This is a genomic window from Acutalibacter intestini, assembly GCF_034334985.1.
Classification (GTDB): domain Bacteria; phylum Bacillota; class Clostridia; order Oscillospirales; family Acutalibacteraceae; genus Acutalibacter; species Acutalibacter intestini.
This window is the reverse complement of record NZ_JAWXXL010000024.1, coordinates 1-14,925: the sequence shown is the minus strand read 5'-3', so window position 1 is coordinate 14,925 and position 14,925 is coordinate 1. Positions and strand designations below refer to the sequence as shown.

9 protein-coding genes are annotated in these 14,925 nt (G+C 53.0%); 8 read left to right on the top strand and 1 reads right to left on the bottom strand.

What is annotated here, in order from left to right; all coding sequences use genetic code 11:
- Positions 1 to 191: 191 nt before the first annotated feature.
- From U8U68_RS15175 to U8U68_RS15145, 7 genes are all read left to right on the top strand, one after another.
- Complete coding sequence (locus U8U68_RS15175; RefSeq protein WP_322202265.1) at positions 192 to 668, top strand: GNAT family N-acetyltransferase; 477 nt, start codon at positions 192 to 194, stop codon at positions 666 to 668.
- A 275-nt stretch (positions 669 to 943) separates the two neighbouring features.
- Positions 944 to 1,906 (top strand): ATP-binding cassette domain-containing protein, encoded by a 963-nt coding sequence (locus U8U68_RS15170; protein ID WP_322202263.1) that lies wholly within the window; start codon positions 944 to 946, stop codon positions 1,904 to 1,906.
- A gap of 2 nt (positions 1,907 to 1,908) precedes the next feature.
- Positions 1,909 to 2,616 (top strand): ABC transporter permease, encoded by a 708-nt coding sequence (locus U8U68_RS15165; protein ID WP_322202261.1) that lies wholly within the window; start codon positions 1,909 to 1,911, stop codon positions 2,614 to 2,616.
- A gap of 189 nt (positions 2,617 to 2,805) precedes the next feature.
- Positions 2,806 to 4,410 carry a GldG family protein gene (locus U8U68_RS15160; protein WP_322202260.1) on the top strand — a complete coding sequence of 535 codons (1,605 nt, stop codon included), beginning with the start codon at positions 2,806 to 2,808 and terminating at the stop codon, positions 4,408 to 4,410.
- Positions 4,411 to 4,414: 4 nt separating this feature from the next.
- Positions 4,415 to 5,863, top strand: coding sequence for a DUF4340 domain-containing protein (locus U8U68_RS15155; RefSeq protein ID WP_322202258.1), 1,449 nt, complete (start codon positions 4,415 to 4,417; stop codon positions 5,861 to 5,863).
- 130 nt (positions 5,864 to 5,993) lie between these two features.
- Positions 5,994 to 7,016, top strand: a complete 1,023-nt coding sequence (locus U8U68_RS15150) for an ABC transporter substrate-binding protein (RefSeq protein ID WP_322202256.1) — start codon at positions 5,994 to 5,996, stop codon at positions 7,014 to 7,016.
- Between the two features lie 26 nt (positions 7,017 to 7,042).
- Positions 7,043 to 7,261 carry a hypothetical protein gene (locus U8U68_RS15145; protein ID WP_322202254.1) on the top strand — a complete coding sequence of 73 codons (219 nt, stop codon included), beginning with the start codon at positions 7,043 to 7,045 and terminating at the stop codon, positions 7,259 to 7,261.
- 196 nt (positions 7,262 to 7,457) lie between these two features.
- Here the strand turns inward: U8U68_RS15145 and U8U68_RS15140 are convergent, their stop codons facing one another.
- The gene (locus U8U68_RS15140; RefSeq protein ID WP_322202252.1) at positions 7,458 to 8,876 is read right to left on the bottom strand and encodes a site-specific integrase; all 1,419 of its coding nucleotides are present in this window, start codon (positions 8,874 to 8,876) and stop codon (positions 7,458 to 7,460) included.
- A 661-nt stretch (positions 8,877 to 9,537) separates the two neighbouring features.
- Here U8U68_RS15140 and U8U68_RS15135 point away from each other — a divergent pair.
- Entirely contained in the window at positions 9,538 to 14,841 is a 5,304-nt protein-coding gene (locus U8U68_RS15135) for an S-layer homology domain-containing protein (protein ID WP_322202250.1), read from the top strand.
- The last annotated feature ends 84 nt before the right edge of the window (positions 14,842 to 14,925 follow it).

Below are 14,925 nucleotides of genomic sequence, written 5' to 3'. Positions count from 1 at the left end.
TACTGGTGGCGAAAAAACTAGAGGCGTATCAGGCCTTTAGGGTACTGTTTTTACAGCGGGACCGTGGTAGGATAGAGAAAGGAATCAAGCTTGATAGAGGGAGATTTGCCAATGGAACGGATTATAAAATCTATGGAAAAAGGCTTACCTTCTTCCAGCGCTAGACCTGATAGAAGAGGTGTTTACAGAATATGACAGCCCGGAAGAGGGAAAGATGGTCCGTCGGCTGGTGGAAGAAATTCGGGCGAAAAAGTATTATATCCCCCAGCTGGAGCTCATCATGGGTAAATGAAGAGCGGGCGGTTATTGGGTATGCGATGTTTTCTGGATTCCATCTGGAAGGAAAATATGAAGAGGAGTTGTTGATTCTTACCCCTGTAGCAGTGAAAACCCAGTTGCAGCGACAGCATATTTCAAAAGAACTAATAGAATATGGCTTTGAAAAAGCCAAGAAACTGGGGTATCAAGCGGTGCTGGTGGAAGGTAACCCGAAAAATTATGCTTCCCGGGGCTTTCGGCCCAGCTATACGGTGGGCATAGAGGCGGGGCCGAAGATTAAGCTGCCCCACCCAGACTGCCTGATGGTGAAGGAGCTGGAAGAAGGGGCGCTGAAAAAAATAAGCGGCTGGGTAGACTACTCTTTTTATGAAACATTATGTGAAGGGTAGTTTTTTTCTCCTGCTTTGGCCCAATTTTTTAAAAAATCCCCTAAAGCGGCAGGAAATATACGGTGAACAGGCCCTATCTACTTGACAAATTGGCAATATTTTGCCATACTATAAAGAAGCCGCCCTAAATGGACGGCTTCCCAAATGATGAGGGGAAAAAGGCGGAATGGGAGTATTTGGAGCCGCCGCGGACCTTTGACAAAAGTAGTTTTTGGAATAAGCAGCTTTGTGCTATTTATTTTGTAGAAAGTCATAAAACAGGAGGAATCACAGAAATGGTAGAGGTCAGGAACCTTACAAAGCGCTACGGCGCAAACCTGGCAGTGGACCACGTGAGCTTTACCATAGAGGAAGGCTCTATAGTGGGTTTCCTGGGGCCAAATGGCGCGGGAAAATCCACTACCATGAATATTGTCACAGGGTATCTATCCGCCAGCGAGGGCAGTGTGGCTGTTTCCGGCAAAAACACTTTGGACGATCCCAACGAGGTGAAACGCCTCATCGGGTATTTACCAGAGCAGCCTCCCCTTTATATGGATATGACGGTAAAGGAGTATCTGGATTTCGTCTACGAGCTGAAAAAGGCCGCCCAGCCCAAAAAACAGCATATCCAGGAAATTTGCCAACTGGTGAAGATTGAAAATGTGTACGGCCGTATTATTGGTAACCTCTCCAAGGGCTACAAACAGCGGGTGGGCATTGCCCAGGCGTTAATCGGCAATCCGCCGGTACTGATTTTGGACGAGCCCACCGTGGGCCTGGACCCCAAGCAGATTATTGAGATTCGCACTTTGATCAAGAACCTGGGGCGCAACCACACGATTATTCTCAGCTCTCATATTTTGCCCGAGGTGCAGGCAGTGTGCGAACGCATTATTGTGATCAATAATGGTAAATTGGTGGCCGACGGCGCCACCGATACCCTGGCCCATGACCTTTCTCAGGACCACCGGCTGATTATGCGGGCCGAGGGGCCGGAAAAGGAAATTCTGCACGCCATTGAGGCTTTAGAGCATGTAGAGGACGTATATTCTCTGGGTGAGAAGGAGCCTGGCGCCTATGACTTTAGCATTGAGTCCGCCCTGGATGTGGACATCCGCCGGGACCTGTTCGCCCTGATGGCCCGTAACGGCTGGCCGGTGCTGGCCCTGAAGAATACGGACCTGACCCTGGAGGACCTGTTCCTACAGCTGACTAGTTCAGACGAAGCACATTCTGAAAGCAAGGGGGAGGACTGAAGATGAAGGCAATTTTTAAGCGGGAGCTGCGCTCGTATTTCAGCTCGCCGATCGGCTATGTCTGCGTGGCCGCCCTGGCCGCCCTGTACGGCTTTTTCTATTTCTTTGTGATGGCCAGGGGCTATTCCAGCTATATTCCCAGCGTGGTGTACGGCACCATGTTCAGCTTTTCCATGCTGATTATTCCCGTTATCACCATGAAGAGCATGACCGACGACCAGAAGAACAAAACCGACCAAATTTTGCTGACAGCCCCGGTAGGGGTCACCTCCATTGTGGTGGGAAAGTTCCTGGCCTGCTACCTGGTGTATATTATCGCCTCTACCATCGGCCTGCTGCCCGCCATTGCCATGAGCTTCTTCTCCACTCCGCCCTGGGGCGAGATCCTCGGAAACTATATTGGCACTCTGCTGTACGGTGGGGCTATGGTCTCTATTGGCGTGTTTATCTCCAGCCTGACGATCAGCCAGATTATCGCGGCCATCGGCACTTTTGCGGTCTCGGTGTTCCTAATGTATATCGACTCCCTGGCCTCTTCCATTAACAACGCCGTGGTGGCCACGTTTGTCAGCTGGATTTCCTTTAGTAACCGCTACAGCACTTTTACCCAGGGGCTGTTCAGCGTACCCAGCACCATATTCTTTATTAGCGTGATGGCTATCTTTGTGTTCCTGACGGCACGCAGGCTGGAGAGCCGCCGTTGGTCGTAAAAGTCCTAATCTTGTAAAAGAACGTCAGCAAGAGCGCGGTCCAGGGTCCACTCTTGGCCCCTGGCAGAGTTTGGGGCAAAGCCCCAAAGGTCTTGCGGCAGCCGGCAATTTATGCCAGCGGAGGCAGATCCGTATTATGATAAAAATCCCTTTAACTTTGCCCCACAGGAAAGGAAGGTAGCAATTCTAATGGACGAAAACAACAAGGAAAATTTGGAAATAGAAGAGCAAGAGGCGGCCCAGCCCCCAGAGACCGTTGAGGAAAATACGCCGGAGAAAGCGCCCGTTTCCACAAAGCCCGGTTCTAAGGGCAAGAAGCCCTCTTTCTTCAGCGGCAGCAAGTTTAAGCGCGGAGGCATGGCTACGGCTTTGACCGTGGTATTCATTGCCATTGTGGTGGTAGTTAACGTACTGGTCTCTGTTTTGGCGGACCGATTTCCCTCAATGAACGTGGACCTGACCGCCAAAAAGATGAATACCCTTTCTGAGCAGGCCCTGGAAGTGGCTGGCAAGGTGGAGAACAAAACCGAGATCTTCCTCATTGGCGAAGAGTCCGCTTACCGGAACGACGCCATTTTCTCCAACTACGGCATCAAGTACAGCCAGGTGGCTAACTTGGCCGAGCGCCTGGAAGAGGCAAACGGTAACATCCACACTGAATTTTTGGACCCAGACACGAACCCTACCTTTGCCAATGAATATCCTAACGAGAGTTTGACCAGCGGCAAGGTGCTGGTGCGCACAGAGAAGCGCTATAAGCTTTTGACCCTAAACGACATGTTTTCCCGGTCCCAGGACCAGACTACAGGCGAGACAAATATGTTTTCTAATGCGGACAGCGCCCTGGCCGCAGCCATTGAGGTGGTGAATATGGACAAGGTGCCGGTGCTTACCGTTGCTACCGGCCATGAGGAGATTCTTACCAGCAGCATTATGTCCTACTTCCTGGAGCTGATGGAGAAGCAAAACTTTGAAGTGCGGGAGATTAACATTCTTACCGAGGAAATTCCTGAGGAAACTCAGCTGCTGATGATTCCCACCCCAAAAAATGACTACACCGACGCGGAGCTGGACAAGCTGCGGGCCTACTTGGGAAACAGCGAGCGGCTGGAAGATCTGGCGTTGATTGTCACTTGTTTCCCAGGCCAGGGCAGTCTGCCTAAGCTGGAGGGATTTTTAGAGGAGTGGGGTGTTTCTGCCAACACGGACGCCGTGGTGGCGGAAACCGACGCGGACCGGTATTTCTCCAGTCCCATTAATGTGCGGGTGAATCCTTCGGAAGAGGTTTTGGAAGGAAATTACGGTTGGGTGGTCTCTCCCCAAAGCGTGCCCTTGGAGGTGCTGTTCTCCGGCAACGGAGAGATTACTGCTAAGGCCCTGTGGACCACCGCGGACAGTGCCTATACCGCTACTGCCGATGATACGGAAGATACAGACCCAGATACTTCCGAGCAGGTGGTGGCAACCATGTCTAATACCTTTATTCAAAAGGATAATAAGATCTATAACCGGGATGTATTTGTGTTTGGTTCTTCCCATGTGTTTGCCGATTCCTTCATAGCCGCCCCCGCCTTTGGCAATGGAAACTATGTAATGGACCTGATGAAGCAGGCCACCGGCACGGACGGAAGCAATGTTTCTGTATATACCGAGCGGGTGCAGACCAATGTGCGGGACGTAACGGCTTCTCAGAACACCGTTGTGGTGCTGGGGCTGTTTGTGTTCACCATTGCCCTGCCAGTGCTGATTTTGGCGGCGGGCCTTGTGATCTTCTTGAAGAGGAGGCACCTGTAAGCCTATGAAAAAAACCGGAAAGTATATTGTTATTATGCTGGTGGTTCTGGCCCTTTTGGGGGGCGCGGTGGCTGTGCTAGTGAATTTGCCCACAGAGGAGGGCAATGAGGAGAGCTCTGCTCCCTCTTCCAGCCAGGCCGGCGAGACCCTGCTGGAGGTGGAAGAAGCCAAGGTGGACTCTATTGAAATAGAGAACGCCAAGGGCGGCTTTGTTGTGGTGCCCACTGACTCCGACAGCGAAGGGAATGTGAATTTTACGATCCAGAACTGTGAAAAGTATAATATGAACCTGGGGCAGATTACTGCCAACGCCCGCAGTGTCTTAAAGATCACCGCTTCAAAAAACCTGGGCAGCCGGGATGATTTGGAGGCCTTTGGGCTGAAAGGAGAGGACGCCGCCCAGGTGACCATTCACTGTGGCTCTGAGAGCCACAGCATGACCCTGGGCGCCAGTACGCCGGAATCGGGCGGAAGGTATGTGCTAATAGACGGCCAGGTTTATGTGGTTTCCAACGTGCCCGCCAACTTTTTTGGCAGCCCCATGGCCTACTTTAGCACAGAGGTTTATACCATAGAAAACCGCAAGGAAGAGACCATAGACGAAGAGGGAAACAAGACGGAGACCGACGGAATAGACATTCTCTATGAGATCACCTTCAGCGGCAAGCAGTATCCAGACCCCATTCATATTGAGTATTCCAGCAAGTCTACCAGTGGATATCTGATTACAGAGCCCATTGTGGCAGAGTCGGCCAATAACCGCTTTAACGAGCTGCTGACTACCCTAAAAAGCCTGACCGCTACCAGCGTTAGCAGCATAGGGGACTCGGACGAGGACCTGGAGGCCCATGGCCTGCTGGAGCCAGAGGCCGAGATTTCCTTTAACATGAACAATAGCCAGCACAGGCTGGCGGTGAGCGCCAAAGACAGCGAGGGATACCGGTATTTAATCAGCGATACCAGCGACGTAATCTACGTGGTGGAAAATAGTTTGGTCTCTGGCTGGGCCGAGGCCAACCTGCTGGGCCTGCGTATGAGCTATGTTTGGATTCCCAATATTAAAGAAGTACAGCAGCTGACCCTGACCGTGGAAAAAGACCAGGTGTACCAGTATGACGTGACTCGCCAGGTAAACGAGGAGAAGTCTACCGAACAGCTGACCAGCTATGACTTAACCATTGTAAATGCGGGCGGCGAAAATGTGGATTATTCCGAGGCCTACCAGCCCTTCTTCCAGAAGCTGATTAGCCTGGCGGTGTTCTCTCAAGATAAGGTAGAGGTAAGCGGCGCCCCAGCCCTAGAGGTGGTCTATAAGTACTTTGACGGGGGCAGCGATACCCTAGAGCTGTACCGGATGGAGGACCAGAACCGCTATGCCGCTTTTTTGAACGGCACGTTTAACGGGCAGATTCGGGGCACAGAAGTAAGCGGAGTGCTGGAGATCATTCCATAAATGCGGAGCCAAAAAGGCTTTGTGCACAACAATAGAAAGAAATTCTTTGCATAACCAGGACCGGACCTTGCGCTTGCGGAAAAAAGACAGCAGGTCTAAGGCCGGTATCGCAAAAAGGAGATGATGCCCCATGAAGAAGTTCCTTTGCCTGCTTTTGGTGCTAGGGTTGGCCATAGGTGGACTGGCGGGGTGTAGTAAAAAGGAAGAAGAGAACCAGGGCCCCTCCTCAGTGGAGAATTCCTCTTCCCCAGTGGAGCAAGAGAAGAGAGTGCTTCAAATTGGCCTAGTGCAATATATGGAGTATGCTCCCCTAGACCAGGCCCGAGAGGCCTTTATCAGCCGATTGGACGAATGGGGATACGACGATGGCAAGCTGGCGGTTGATTATCAGAATGCCGGGGGCGACCGGGGAAAGGTCACGGAGATTTGCGAAAAATTTATAAAGAATAAAGTAGATGTAATTGTTGCCATTTCTCCGCCCGCGGCTAAAGGCGCGGTGGAGGCTGCCAAAAAAGACGGCACAAAAGTAGTGTTCTTGGGAGTTGGCGACCCGAAAACCGAGCTTGGTATTGCCAACCCGGAGCAACCGGAAGGTAGTGTGACAGGTGTCGCGGACGCAGCCCAGGCCCGGGCTGCTGTGGACTTTGCCCTACAGGTAAATCCAGAACTGAAAACCATGGGGCTGCTCTTTGACCCCAGTGGAGCTTTGGGTACCATCACGGTGGAGGAGCTGCGAAAGGTTTGCGGAGAGAAGTCCATCACAGTAGTAGAGGGCCAGGTCAGTGGTATTGGAGAGGTGAAGCAGCGGATGACAGAACTCTGCTCTCAAGCAGACGCTGTGTTTAGCCCCATGGACAATACTGTGGCGGCGGTGGCCCAAGAAGCAGCCCAGGTTGCCCGGGATGCTGGAAAGCCTTGGTATGTCTCTTCTGAGGACCTTGTACAGCAGGGTGCTTTGGCTGGGGTAAGTGTAGACTATACCGAGGCGGGTAATCAGGCTGCCGATATGGCAGTGCAGATGATCGCTGGGCGTGCAGTGGAGCAGCTGCCGGTATGGACTCCTACCGGGCGGATTAGTGTGAACCAAGAGACTATGTCCATCCTGGCGGCACAGGTGCCGGAGGAAGTGCTGGAGCAGGCTAGTTATTATTAAGGATAGCAAAAGGGAAAGCAGCGTTTGTGCCAAAAGGTACAGCGCTGCTTTTTACTTTCTTTCATGAAAATGGTTTTAAAATGTGGGCTCGTTTGAAAAACCGGAAACACCGTCTTATTGCCCAGAAGAGGCCGGCCGGTTTCTGCGTCGAAAATGGCAGAACAGCTTACGGTTTTCTCCTTGAAAGTCACCCCTTCTGGGCAAAAAGACCTCATTCCCTCTATTTTCAAGCAAGCCCTAAATAATTTCGAAAGTTTCAATTTAAAAAATGCTCATGGGAAATTGTTTGAAAATGGATGGCGTTTTCACTTTTTCAAAAGAACCTTAGATAGATGATATTTCTTTTAGGCAAATCATGATTGATAGTAGCCAGTCTGATCGGATCGAAACAGACATGCAATGTGGCCATAATAATGCTATGATGTATTTGCCAAGTGATTCTTATGTATCGCTCTCTCGCTTTGCTTCACTTTTAGCCCGGGTGATAATTTCTTCTATTCTGCCGCTGATACGCTCTTCTGCCTGCCGCATTAGGTGCCCGTATATATTTGTGGTGGTAGCCACGCTGGAATGTCCCAGCCGGTGGCTAACACTGATGCTGTCCACTCCGCTAAATAAAAGCAGACTGGTCATGGTGTGCCGGAAAGCATGAGGATTTAGATGGGGTAAACCATGACGCTTTTCAAAGCGGGTCAGCCAGTTTCCCAATTGAGAGGGGTTCATAGGTCCGCCATGTTCGCCTGTAAAAATGTACGGAGATTCCTTCCAACGCGCACCCTGCGAGGTGATTTCTTCCAGTTGCCACAACCGGTATTCCTGGAGCAGTTCCATGGTTTCCTCAGGCAGACGCAGGGTACGTACAGAGTCTCGGGTTTTTGGGGGGCCCTCATACAGTCCCCGGTCGGCAGCGTAGTGCATAGCACAGTCAATGCGGATAGTCCGCCGGACCCAATCCACTTTCTCCCATTTCAGTCCTAAAAGCTCCCCGCGGCGACAGCCAGAGGCCAACAGCAGATTGACGGCGGCCTGCCATTTGATAGGCTCTGATTCCAGGGCGTTTAGAATGGCCCCCACCTGATCCTCTTGAAAATAGTTGGGGTCTATGCCTTCGCCCCGCTTGGGAGGTACGGCCCGCCTTGCTGGATTATAGGGAATTAACATCTCTTTTTCTGCCTGGCCCAGCACAGCGGAGACCAGCAGATGACAGTTCATCACAGTGCGGGAGCTTAGGGTTTTTTCCTTGCGCACTGGGGTAAACAGATCGCTGACTGGCATATCTAAACTTTCGGCAATACGTTGGGCGGTGGCAGGCTTTACAGGATGTCCAGCCCGAAGCCGGGCCAAACTGATCCGCCCGCCTCCTTTTACCGGTAGGTCGCCAAAAATTCCCTGCTTTTCAAGTGTTTTCCACAGAATGGGTTTATCTTGTTCCATTTCGTTATCATTTCTGGCCTGGGGAGAGGAAAGGGATTGGTACAGCAGATTTAGATGCTGGGGTTTAATGTCACAGAGTTTCATGGGGCCTAAAATGGGCATAACCCGCTGGAGGCTTTGTCGGTAGTGTATTTCGGTCAAGTGTTTCATGCCCATCGTAATTTTACAGGAGAGCACGTATTCCGCATACTCGGCAAAGGTTTGAGTCCCGTTTGAGATACCCTGGCGGCATCGGCGTTCAAAAAGGACGGCCTGCTTTTCCGCTTCTTTACGGGCGCGTCTTTCGCCCCACCCATCTGGGACCCGCCAGGTACAGGTGTAGGGGGTTAGCTGTTTGCCGGTTTTTGGGTCTCGCCCCCTGTATACTCTGATACAGTAGGAAATGACCCGTCCTTCCTTGTTGGTTCTTGCCTGGATATTAGCCATATTGCTTTACACTCCTTTTTTAGCGGGGCATGGCATCACCCAGACAGTGTGGGGTGATGCCATGTCCATTTCTTTTCATATCTTGTTAAGAAATGAACAGACTTCGCCCGCCTGTGCAAATTTTTACCGTTGTCCAGACTTTGCGGGACTACGGAACTATTATATAGGATAACAGGATGTGCACATCATTGTCAAAACTAGAGAGAAATAATTGCCGCATAATCCCAAGAAAAGAAGTACGCCGTCTTTTTTGCCCAGAAGAGGCCCCTTTCCGTGCAAAAAATCCTTGTCAACCGCCCGGTTAACTTGCGGTGTTCTCCTTGCAATGGACCTTCCCTGGTCAGAAATTTGTCTTTTTCTCCATGTTCCAACAAGCCCTAACCAGGTCTGTTGAATAAAAGTTGAACTATGGATAAGAAATTCATTTTTTGCTATAATTCGACAAAATACTTCAATTTTCCACTTTTTTCCAGAAGGTGTGGAATAAGAGTTGAATAAAAGTTGCATTCTTACAACTGCTTGGCGGAAAAAGGGATGAAATACTTTAGAAATGATGGGAAATGCATGAAAATATGGTGGAACAAAGTGCAGTATATAGTTAACTTCCACTCAGCGGCGAAAAAGGCCGGCTGAGAATCTAAAATTTAAGAGGGTTGAAATCATGAACAAAAGCAAGTTTCTGAAGAAATCACTTGCGATGCTTCTGGCCATCATGATGGTCGTCGCAATGATTCCGCTCAGTGCTGCGGCGGAGGATGCTCCCACGGATCCGGCTCCTACCATCGAGCCGCCAACCGTGACGGTGAACAACCGTACCGCAACAAAGCCGGCGGACGGCAGTAACGAATATAACGTTACTGTGCAGGACGCCACCACGGTATCCATCGCGTGGGTGCCGGTGGAGGGCTACACCGCCCAGGTGGTCACCGCGCGTGACGTCACCATTCAGGTGCCCTTCTCCGGTCTGGACCTGCTGAACGAGGCTACCGTAATCAGCGAGAAGGACGTCACCCCTGTGGTGTATCAGGTAACCTTCCAGGTCCTGAACGCGGACAAAGAGGTGGTTGGCGACTACAAGCTGAACATCACCTCTGTGGTCACTGTTGCCAACGACGATACTACCTTGCAGGCGGTGCGCCCCAACCAGCAGTTCCGCAATGGCACCACCGACTATGCCTTTATCGGCATTAAGGGCGAGTTCGACAATGTGAACGAAACTGTGACCATCACCCTGCCTCTGGGCATGACCTGGAAAGAGGCTGGTTTCGGCGACGGCACCAACGGCAGCTTCGGCGCTGCTCAGACCCTGTCTGACGCGGACGGGATTCTGGCCGAGGGCGAGCCCATTGCCGGCACGGACGATGAGAACAACCGCATCGCCCGCCGGGTGTTCATCCCCAACTCCGTATACTCCACTGTGAACTACCAGGCGCCCACCAGCGTAACCGGCAACGGCCGTTTGACCGTGACTGCCCGCGATGGCCACACCCGGAACTACACTGTGAAGTTTGTACAGGAAAACGCCCTGACCGATGTGGCGGTGAAGGTTGGCAAGAACACCTACAACACCTATAAGACCACTACCGATACTTCCGGAACTACTACTTACAACGTGGTGGTGAACAACAAAACCGACTTTACCGCTATTGGCGCTGGCTTCTCTACCATCCTGTTCAATCATGACGCCAATGTGGTGCGCGTAGAGGACCCCCATTTCCAGAATAGCACACTGCCTGGCAGCGAGACCAATGCTGGCTGGGACTCCATTCTCTCTGCCAACAAAAATGAGTCTAAGGACTATCCCATTAAGAGCGGCGAGAACCAGGTCCGCTTTGAGGGCGGCTCTGGCACTCCTCCCACCTATGTGTACTACCTGACAGTTAAGACCGAGGCGAACATGGAGCCCAACGCTCCCGCCGACATCAACAACTGCTTCTATAAGAACGTAAAGATCATCGTTAGCGAGGCCAGCACTGTGGCTGCCGACGACACTGCTCCGCTGCTGCGCGAGCTGCAAATCAACGGCTATGACAGCCAGGTTTCCTGGACCGAGGATGGCTTGAACGACGAGATCAACTACTATGTTGACTATCAGTTCCAGTTCAGCACTGGCGATGGCCAGCATCCCGCCCGTATCTCCGCTACTACCAACAGCGGTAACTACATCTCCATTCCTGCCCAGGATCCCAGCATTGTGGGCGACCGTTACTGGGGCGTGAAAAAGACCCAGGCCAACGGTAACCGCTTTAACAAGCCCAATGCGGCCAGCGCTGTGATCGACAACGTTAACACCGAGGGCGGCAGCTTTGTGCTGCGGGTATTCGGTTCTGATGGCAAGACCTACAAGGACTACACCATCAACCTGATTAAGCCCAGCCAGGACACCGGCACCACCCCCACCCGCGTAACCCTGAAGTACTTCGATGGGAAGGAAAAAGTGTGGAAGACCCTGGAGTCTACCAAGGCTGACACCCACCGGAACTTTAACTTCGATCTGGATGCTAGCTGGTATGAGAATTTCTCTGAAGCCGTAGACGCATCTGCTACTGATGCTTCTGTTGAGAATCTGGACCTTGAGGCTGGTGCCACTATGGGTACCTATCAGTGGCAGGAGACCGATGACGCTAATCCAACTGATCCCGCAGAGGATGTTGGCACTCCGGAGGACATCACCGTTACAATGGCAGCTGTTGATACAGACGACCTGCCCAAACTGGCCGCTGCTATTAAGGCTGGCATGGGTGACACAGCTGCCGCAGTGGCAGCTGACAATGTGGAACTCTACATTAAGAAAAATGCCACAAAACTTGACCTGATTGCAAAAGTAAGCACCGATGCCGGCACCAAAGACATTGTGTTGGCTAGTGCCACTGCCGCTGTTGTAAGCGCTACTGCTGGTCAGGAGAACCAGGGCACAATTACCTTTGATGTTGATGGTGCTTCTGTTGTTCTGGATTTCTCCGTTGCTAAAGCGACCGCAACTGCTGGCCATACTTTGGTTAACCCCGCGATGAGCGACGTTTTCACCGCCATTGCTAATGCTTGCACCACTGAAAATAAGGTTGCTACTGGTGACTATGATCCTGAAGGCGGCGACGCACATCCCGCCGTGGAAGAAAAGTACACCCTGAACAGCCTGTTGAAGAGCGCGTACATCCTCATCGACACTCCTCTTGGCTCCGTGGTCACTCCTGGCGGCTCTCTGAATGGCCGTACCACCCAGGAAGTGGGCATCAGCCTGTGGGGCGTGGGCGACGGCTACAACAAAACCTGGCCCAACGTGGACCAGTACAAAGAGCTGGAAGAGGGCGTAACCAAGGTTTCCGACTGGTTCGTTCCCAACTATGTGATTGGCTTTGACGGCAAAGCTGTGAAGCCCGTTACCGCCAACAACTATAATGCCGCGGACTCCAAGCTGTACTTCAGCGTAAAGAATGGCCGCGAGGGCATTAAGCAGGCTTACACCATCACCTTCAGCCGCCGCGGCACTGGCGACGAGACCCCCGCCAAGGCAGAGCTGAGCGTAAGCAAGGCCACCAGCGGTGTGGAAGAGGATCTGGTTTATGCCGGCAACACTGCCAGCAATGGCGTGATTGTGCAGAACTCCAACAATGTGCCTGCCACTCCCGCCTATCCCACCGCGACCAACAGCTGGAGTGGTTGGACTGGCGCCACTGGCACCAACTCCAACGTAAACCCCGGTTTCATCGACCCTGCTAACGCCGCTTACATTGGCGCGATGAACAACCATAATACCTATGGTGTGGAAATTGCTCCTCTGGCCAACAGCGCTAAAGAGTATGTCATCACCGTAACGGTGCCCGAGGACTTCCGTGCTAACGACGATACCACCAATCCGTTGTTCAAAGCCGGTGACGGTATCATCTATTTCACCGACTTTGAGATGAGCGACCTGTATGGTGGGGTATTCCGTGGCGATGCTAACAACGCAAGTGCTCCTTCTGCGGTGTATCCTTATGTTCCCGCTGGCGCTACCAGCCATGCAGTTGCTAACTTGAACATTAGCATGGTTGACCAGACCCAGCAAAACACAGCCACCAAACAGTTTAAGATCAAAAAGAGCGATATGACTGCTTGGAACGGCGACCTGTTCGATCCCACCGCAGTTTCTTCTGACAACGTTCTGTATGTATACGACAACGAGGCTGTTCAGAAGACTGCTCCCACTAATAGTGCCGACGCTTACCGTGACGCTACCGCTATCTACTACGTGACCGTTAAGAAGGCCGCTTTCGCCACTGGCGACGCCATCTCTGGCGTGGGCAGCAGCGACACTAAGGTGCGCGCCATCGTGAACCAGGCCACCAAGACCGTGACCGTTAATGTTCCCGCCAGCTACAACACCATTGGCTACCACACGGACAATGACCCTGTGTTCGACCTGAACTTCAACACCAGCAACGGCGCTCTGCTCATCGACGCTGCCCAGGATACCGCCATTGAGTACCTGCGCGCCGTGAGCCCTGCCGCTGCCAGCTTCAAGAACTTCACCCTGCCCGACCTGATTAAGCGCGAGCAGGAAGTAGACAAGTGGGTATCCGCCGGCATCGAGGGCGCTACCTCCACCAAGTTCTTTGTGAAGGACGGCGAGCTGTACGTCGATAACGAGTTCACCGGCACCGAAACCCAGATTACGGGTCTTGCGGACAGCGCCTTTATCAACAACCAGTGGGGCGTGCAGGAAGCCCGTCAGTCCGAGCTGCATGTTTACAGCGAGGGCCGCAACAACGTAAACAACTACAAGCTGGAGCTGGTCATCCGCGAGGAGTCCTCCGAGGCGACCATCACCCACCTGCTGGTGGATGAGACCACCGCCGAGCTGGACCCCGAGAACGATAAGCTGTTCACCGTGGCCCTGCCCCAGGGCACCAACCCCGAGGCTGTGAAGCTGTCCATCGCGGTTTCCGAGGGCGCAGAGGTTGAGAGCGTAAACGGCGCTCCCTTCGATCCCAACGACACTGAGAAGACCTATGATATTACCAAGCCCATTACCATTATCATCGTTGCCGAAGATGGCACTCCTTACACCTACACCCTGAGCATGGACGGCAGCGTGCCCACGCCGAGCCCGACGCCCAGCGAGGAGCCGAGCCCGAGCCCGACGCCGGACTTCGACGCCAGCAAGTATGCTGACCTGGATAAGCTGTCCGAGAGCGTGCGCGCCGAGGTAATCGCGGCCATGAAGGCTGGTCTGGTGCAGGGTATCAAGACCGACGCAGAGCCGTACGAGTTCGGCGTAGGCATGAGCATGCGCCGCTACCAGATGGCCCTGCTGATCGCCCGCGCTGACCTGAAGAAGGCTGGCGAGACCGGCGACGCTGCCGAGCTGGATGCGATTCTGGTGGAGAAGTACGGCACCGAGACGCCCTTTACCGACCTGGGCAACCGTGCCGACGCTGCGAAAGCGGCTATCGCGTACTGCCTGGACAAGGGCTACATGAAGGGTGTTTCCGACACTGAGTTTAACCCCAACGGGAACCTGTCCCGCCAGGAGGCCGCCGTGGCCATGGCCCGCGTGGCTGGCCTGAGCGACGAGAACAAGGACGTGTCCATGTTCAAGGATGGCGACAAGATTGCCAACTGGGCGAAGGGCTATGTGCGGGCCGCATATGACGCCGGCCTGGTGAATGGCCTTGATAACGGGAACTTTGGACCCACCCAGAACATTCTGCGCCAGCATGCTGTGTGCCTGTTCACTCGTGCGTTCCTGGACGAGGATGGCAATATTAAGGATCCGGACGACGGCGATGAGCCCAGCAACCCGGACGATGGCGATGAGCCTAGCAATCCTGACGAGGGAGACGAACCCAGCAACCCCGACGAGGGAAGCGAGCCCAGCAATCCTGATGAGGGAAGCGAGCCCAGCAACCCCGACGAGGGCGGCGACACTAGCGAACCCAGCACTCCGGACGAGGGTGGGGACACTAGCGAGCCCACTGAATAAGGTTTCAACTCACCTAAATTTTATGATTACCCCATAAAGCGAGAGGGGCGGAGAAATCCGCCCCTTTTGCTTTTTTGTTTTATG

Excerpts from the sequence above, each read along its gene's own strand:
- U8U68_RS15175 (WP_322202265.1), top strand. The coding sequence starts at position 192 with ATGACAGCCCGGAAGAGGGAAAGATGGTCCGTCGGCTGGTGGAAGAAA.
- U8U68_RS15170 (WP_322202263.1), top strand. The coding sequence starts at position 944 with ATGGTAGAGGTCAGGAACCTTACAAAGCGCTACGGCGCAAACCTGGCA.
- U8U68_RS15165 (WP_322202261.1), top strand. The coding sequence starts at position 1,909 with ATGAAGGCAATTTTTAAGCGGGAGCTGCGCTCGTATTTCAGCTCGCCG.
- U8U68_RS15160 (WP_322202260.1), top strand. The coding sequence starts at position 2,806 with ATGGACGAAAACAACAAGGAAAATTTGGAAATAGAAGAGCAAGAGGCG.
- U8U68_RS15155 (WP_322202258.1), top strand. The coding sequence starts at position 4,415 with ATGAAAAAAACCGGAAAGTATATTGTTATTATGCTGGTGGTTCTGGCC.
- U8U68_RS15150 (WP_322202256.1), top strand. The coding sequence starts at position 5,994 with ATGAAGAAGTTCCTTTGCCTGCTTTTGGTGCTAGGGTTGGCCATAGGT.
- U8U68_RS15140 (WP_322202252.1), bottom strand. The coding sequence starts at position 8,876 with ATGGCTAATATCCAGGCAAGAACCAACAAGGAAGGACGGGTCATTTCC.
- U8U68_RS15135 (WP_322202250.1), top strand. The coding sequence starts at position 9,538 with ATGAACAAAAGCAAGTTTCTGAAGAAATCACTTGCGATGCTTCTGGCC.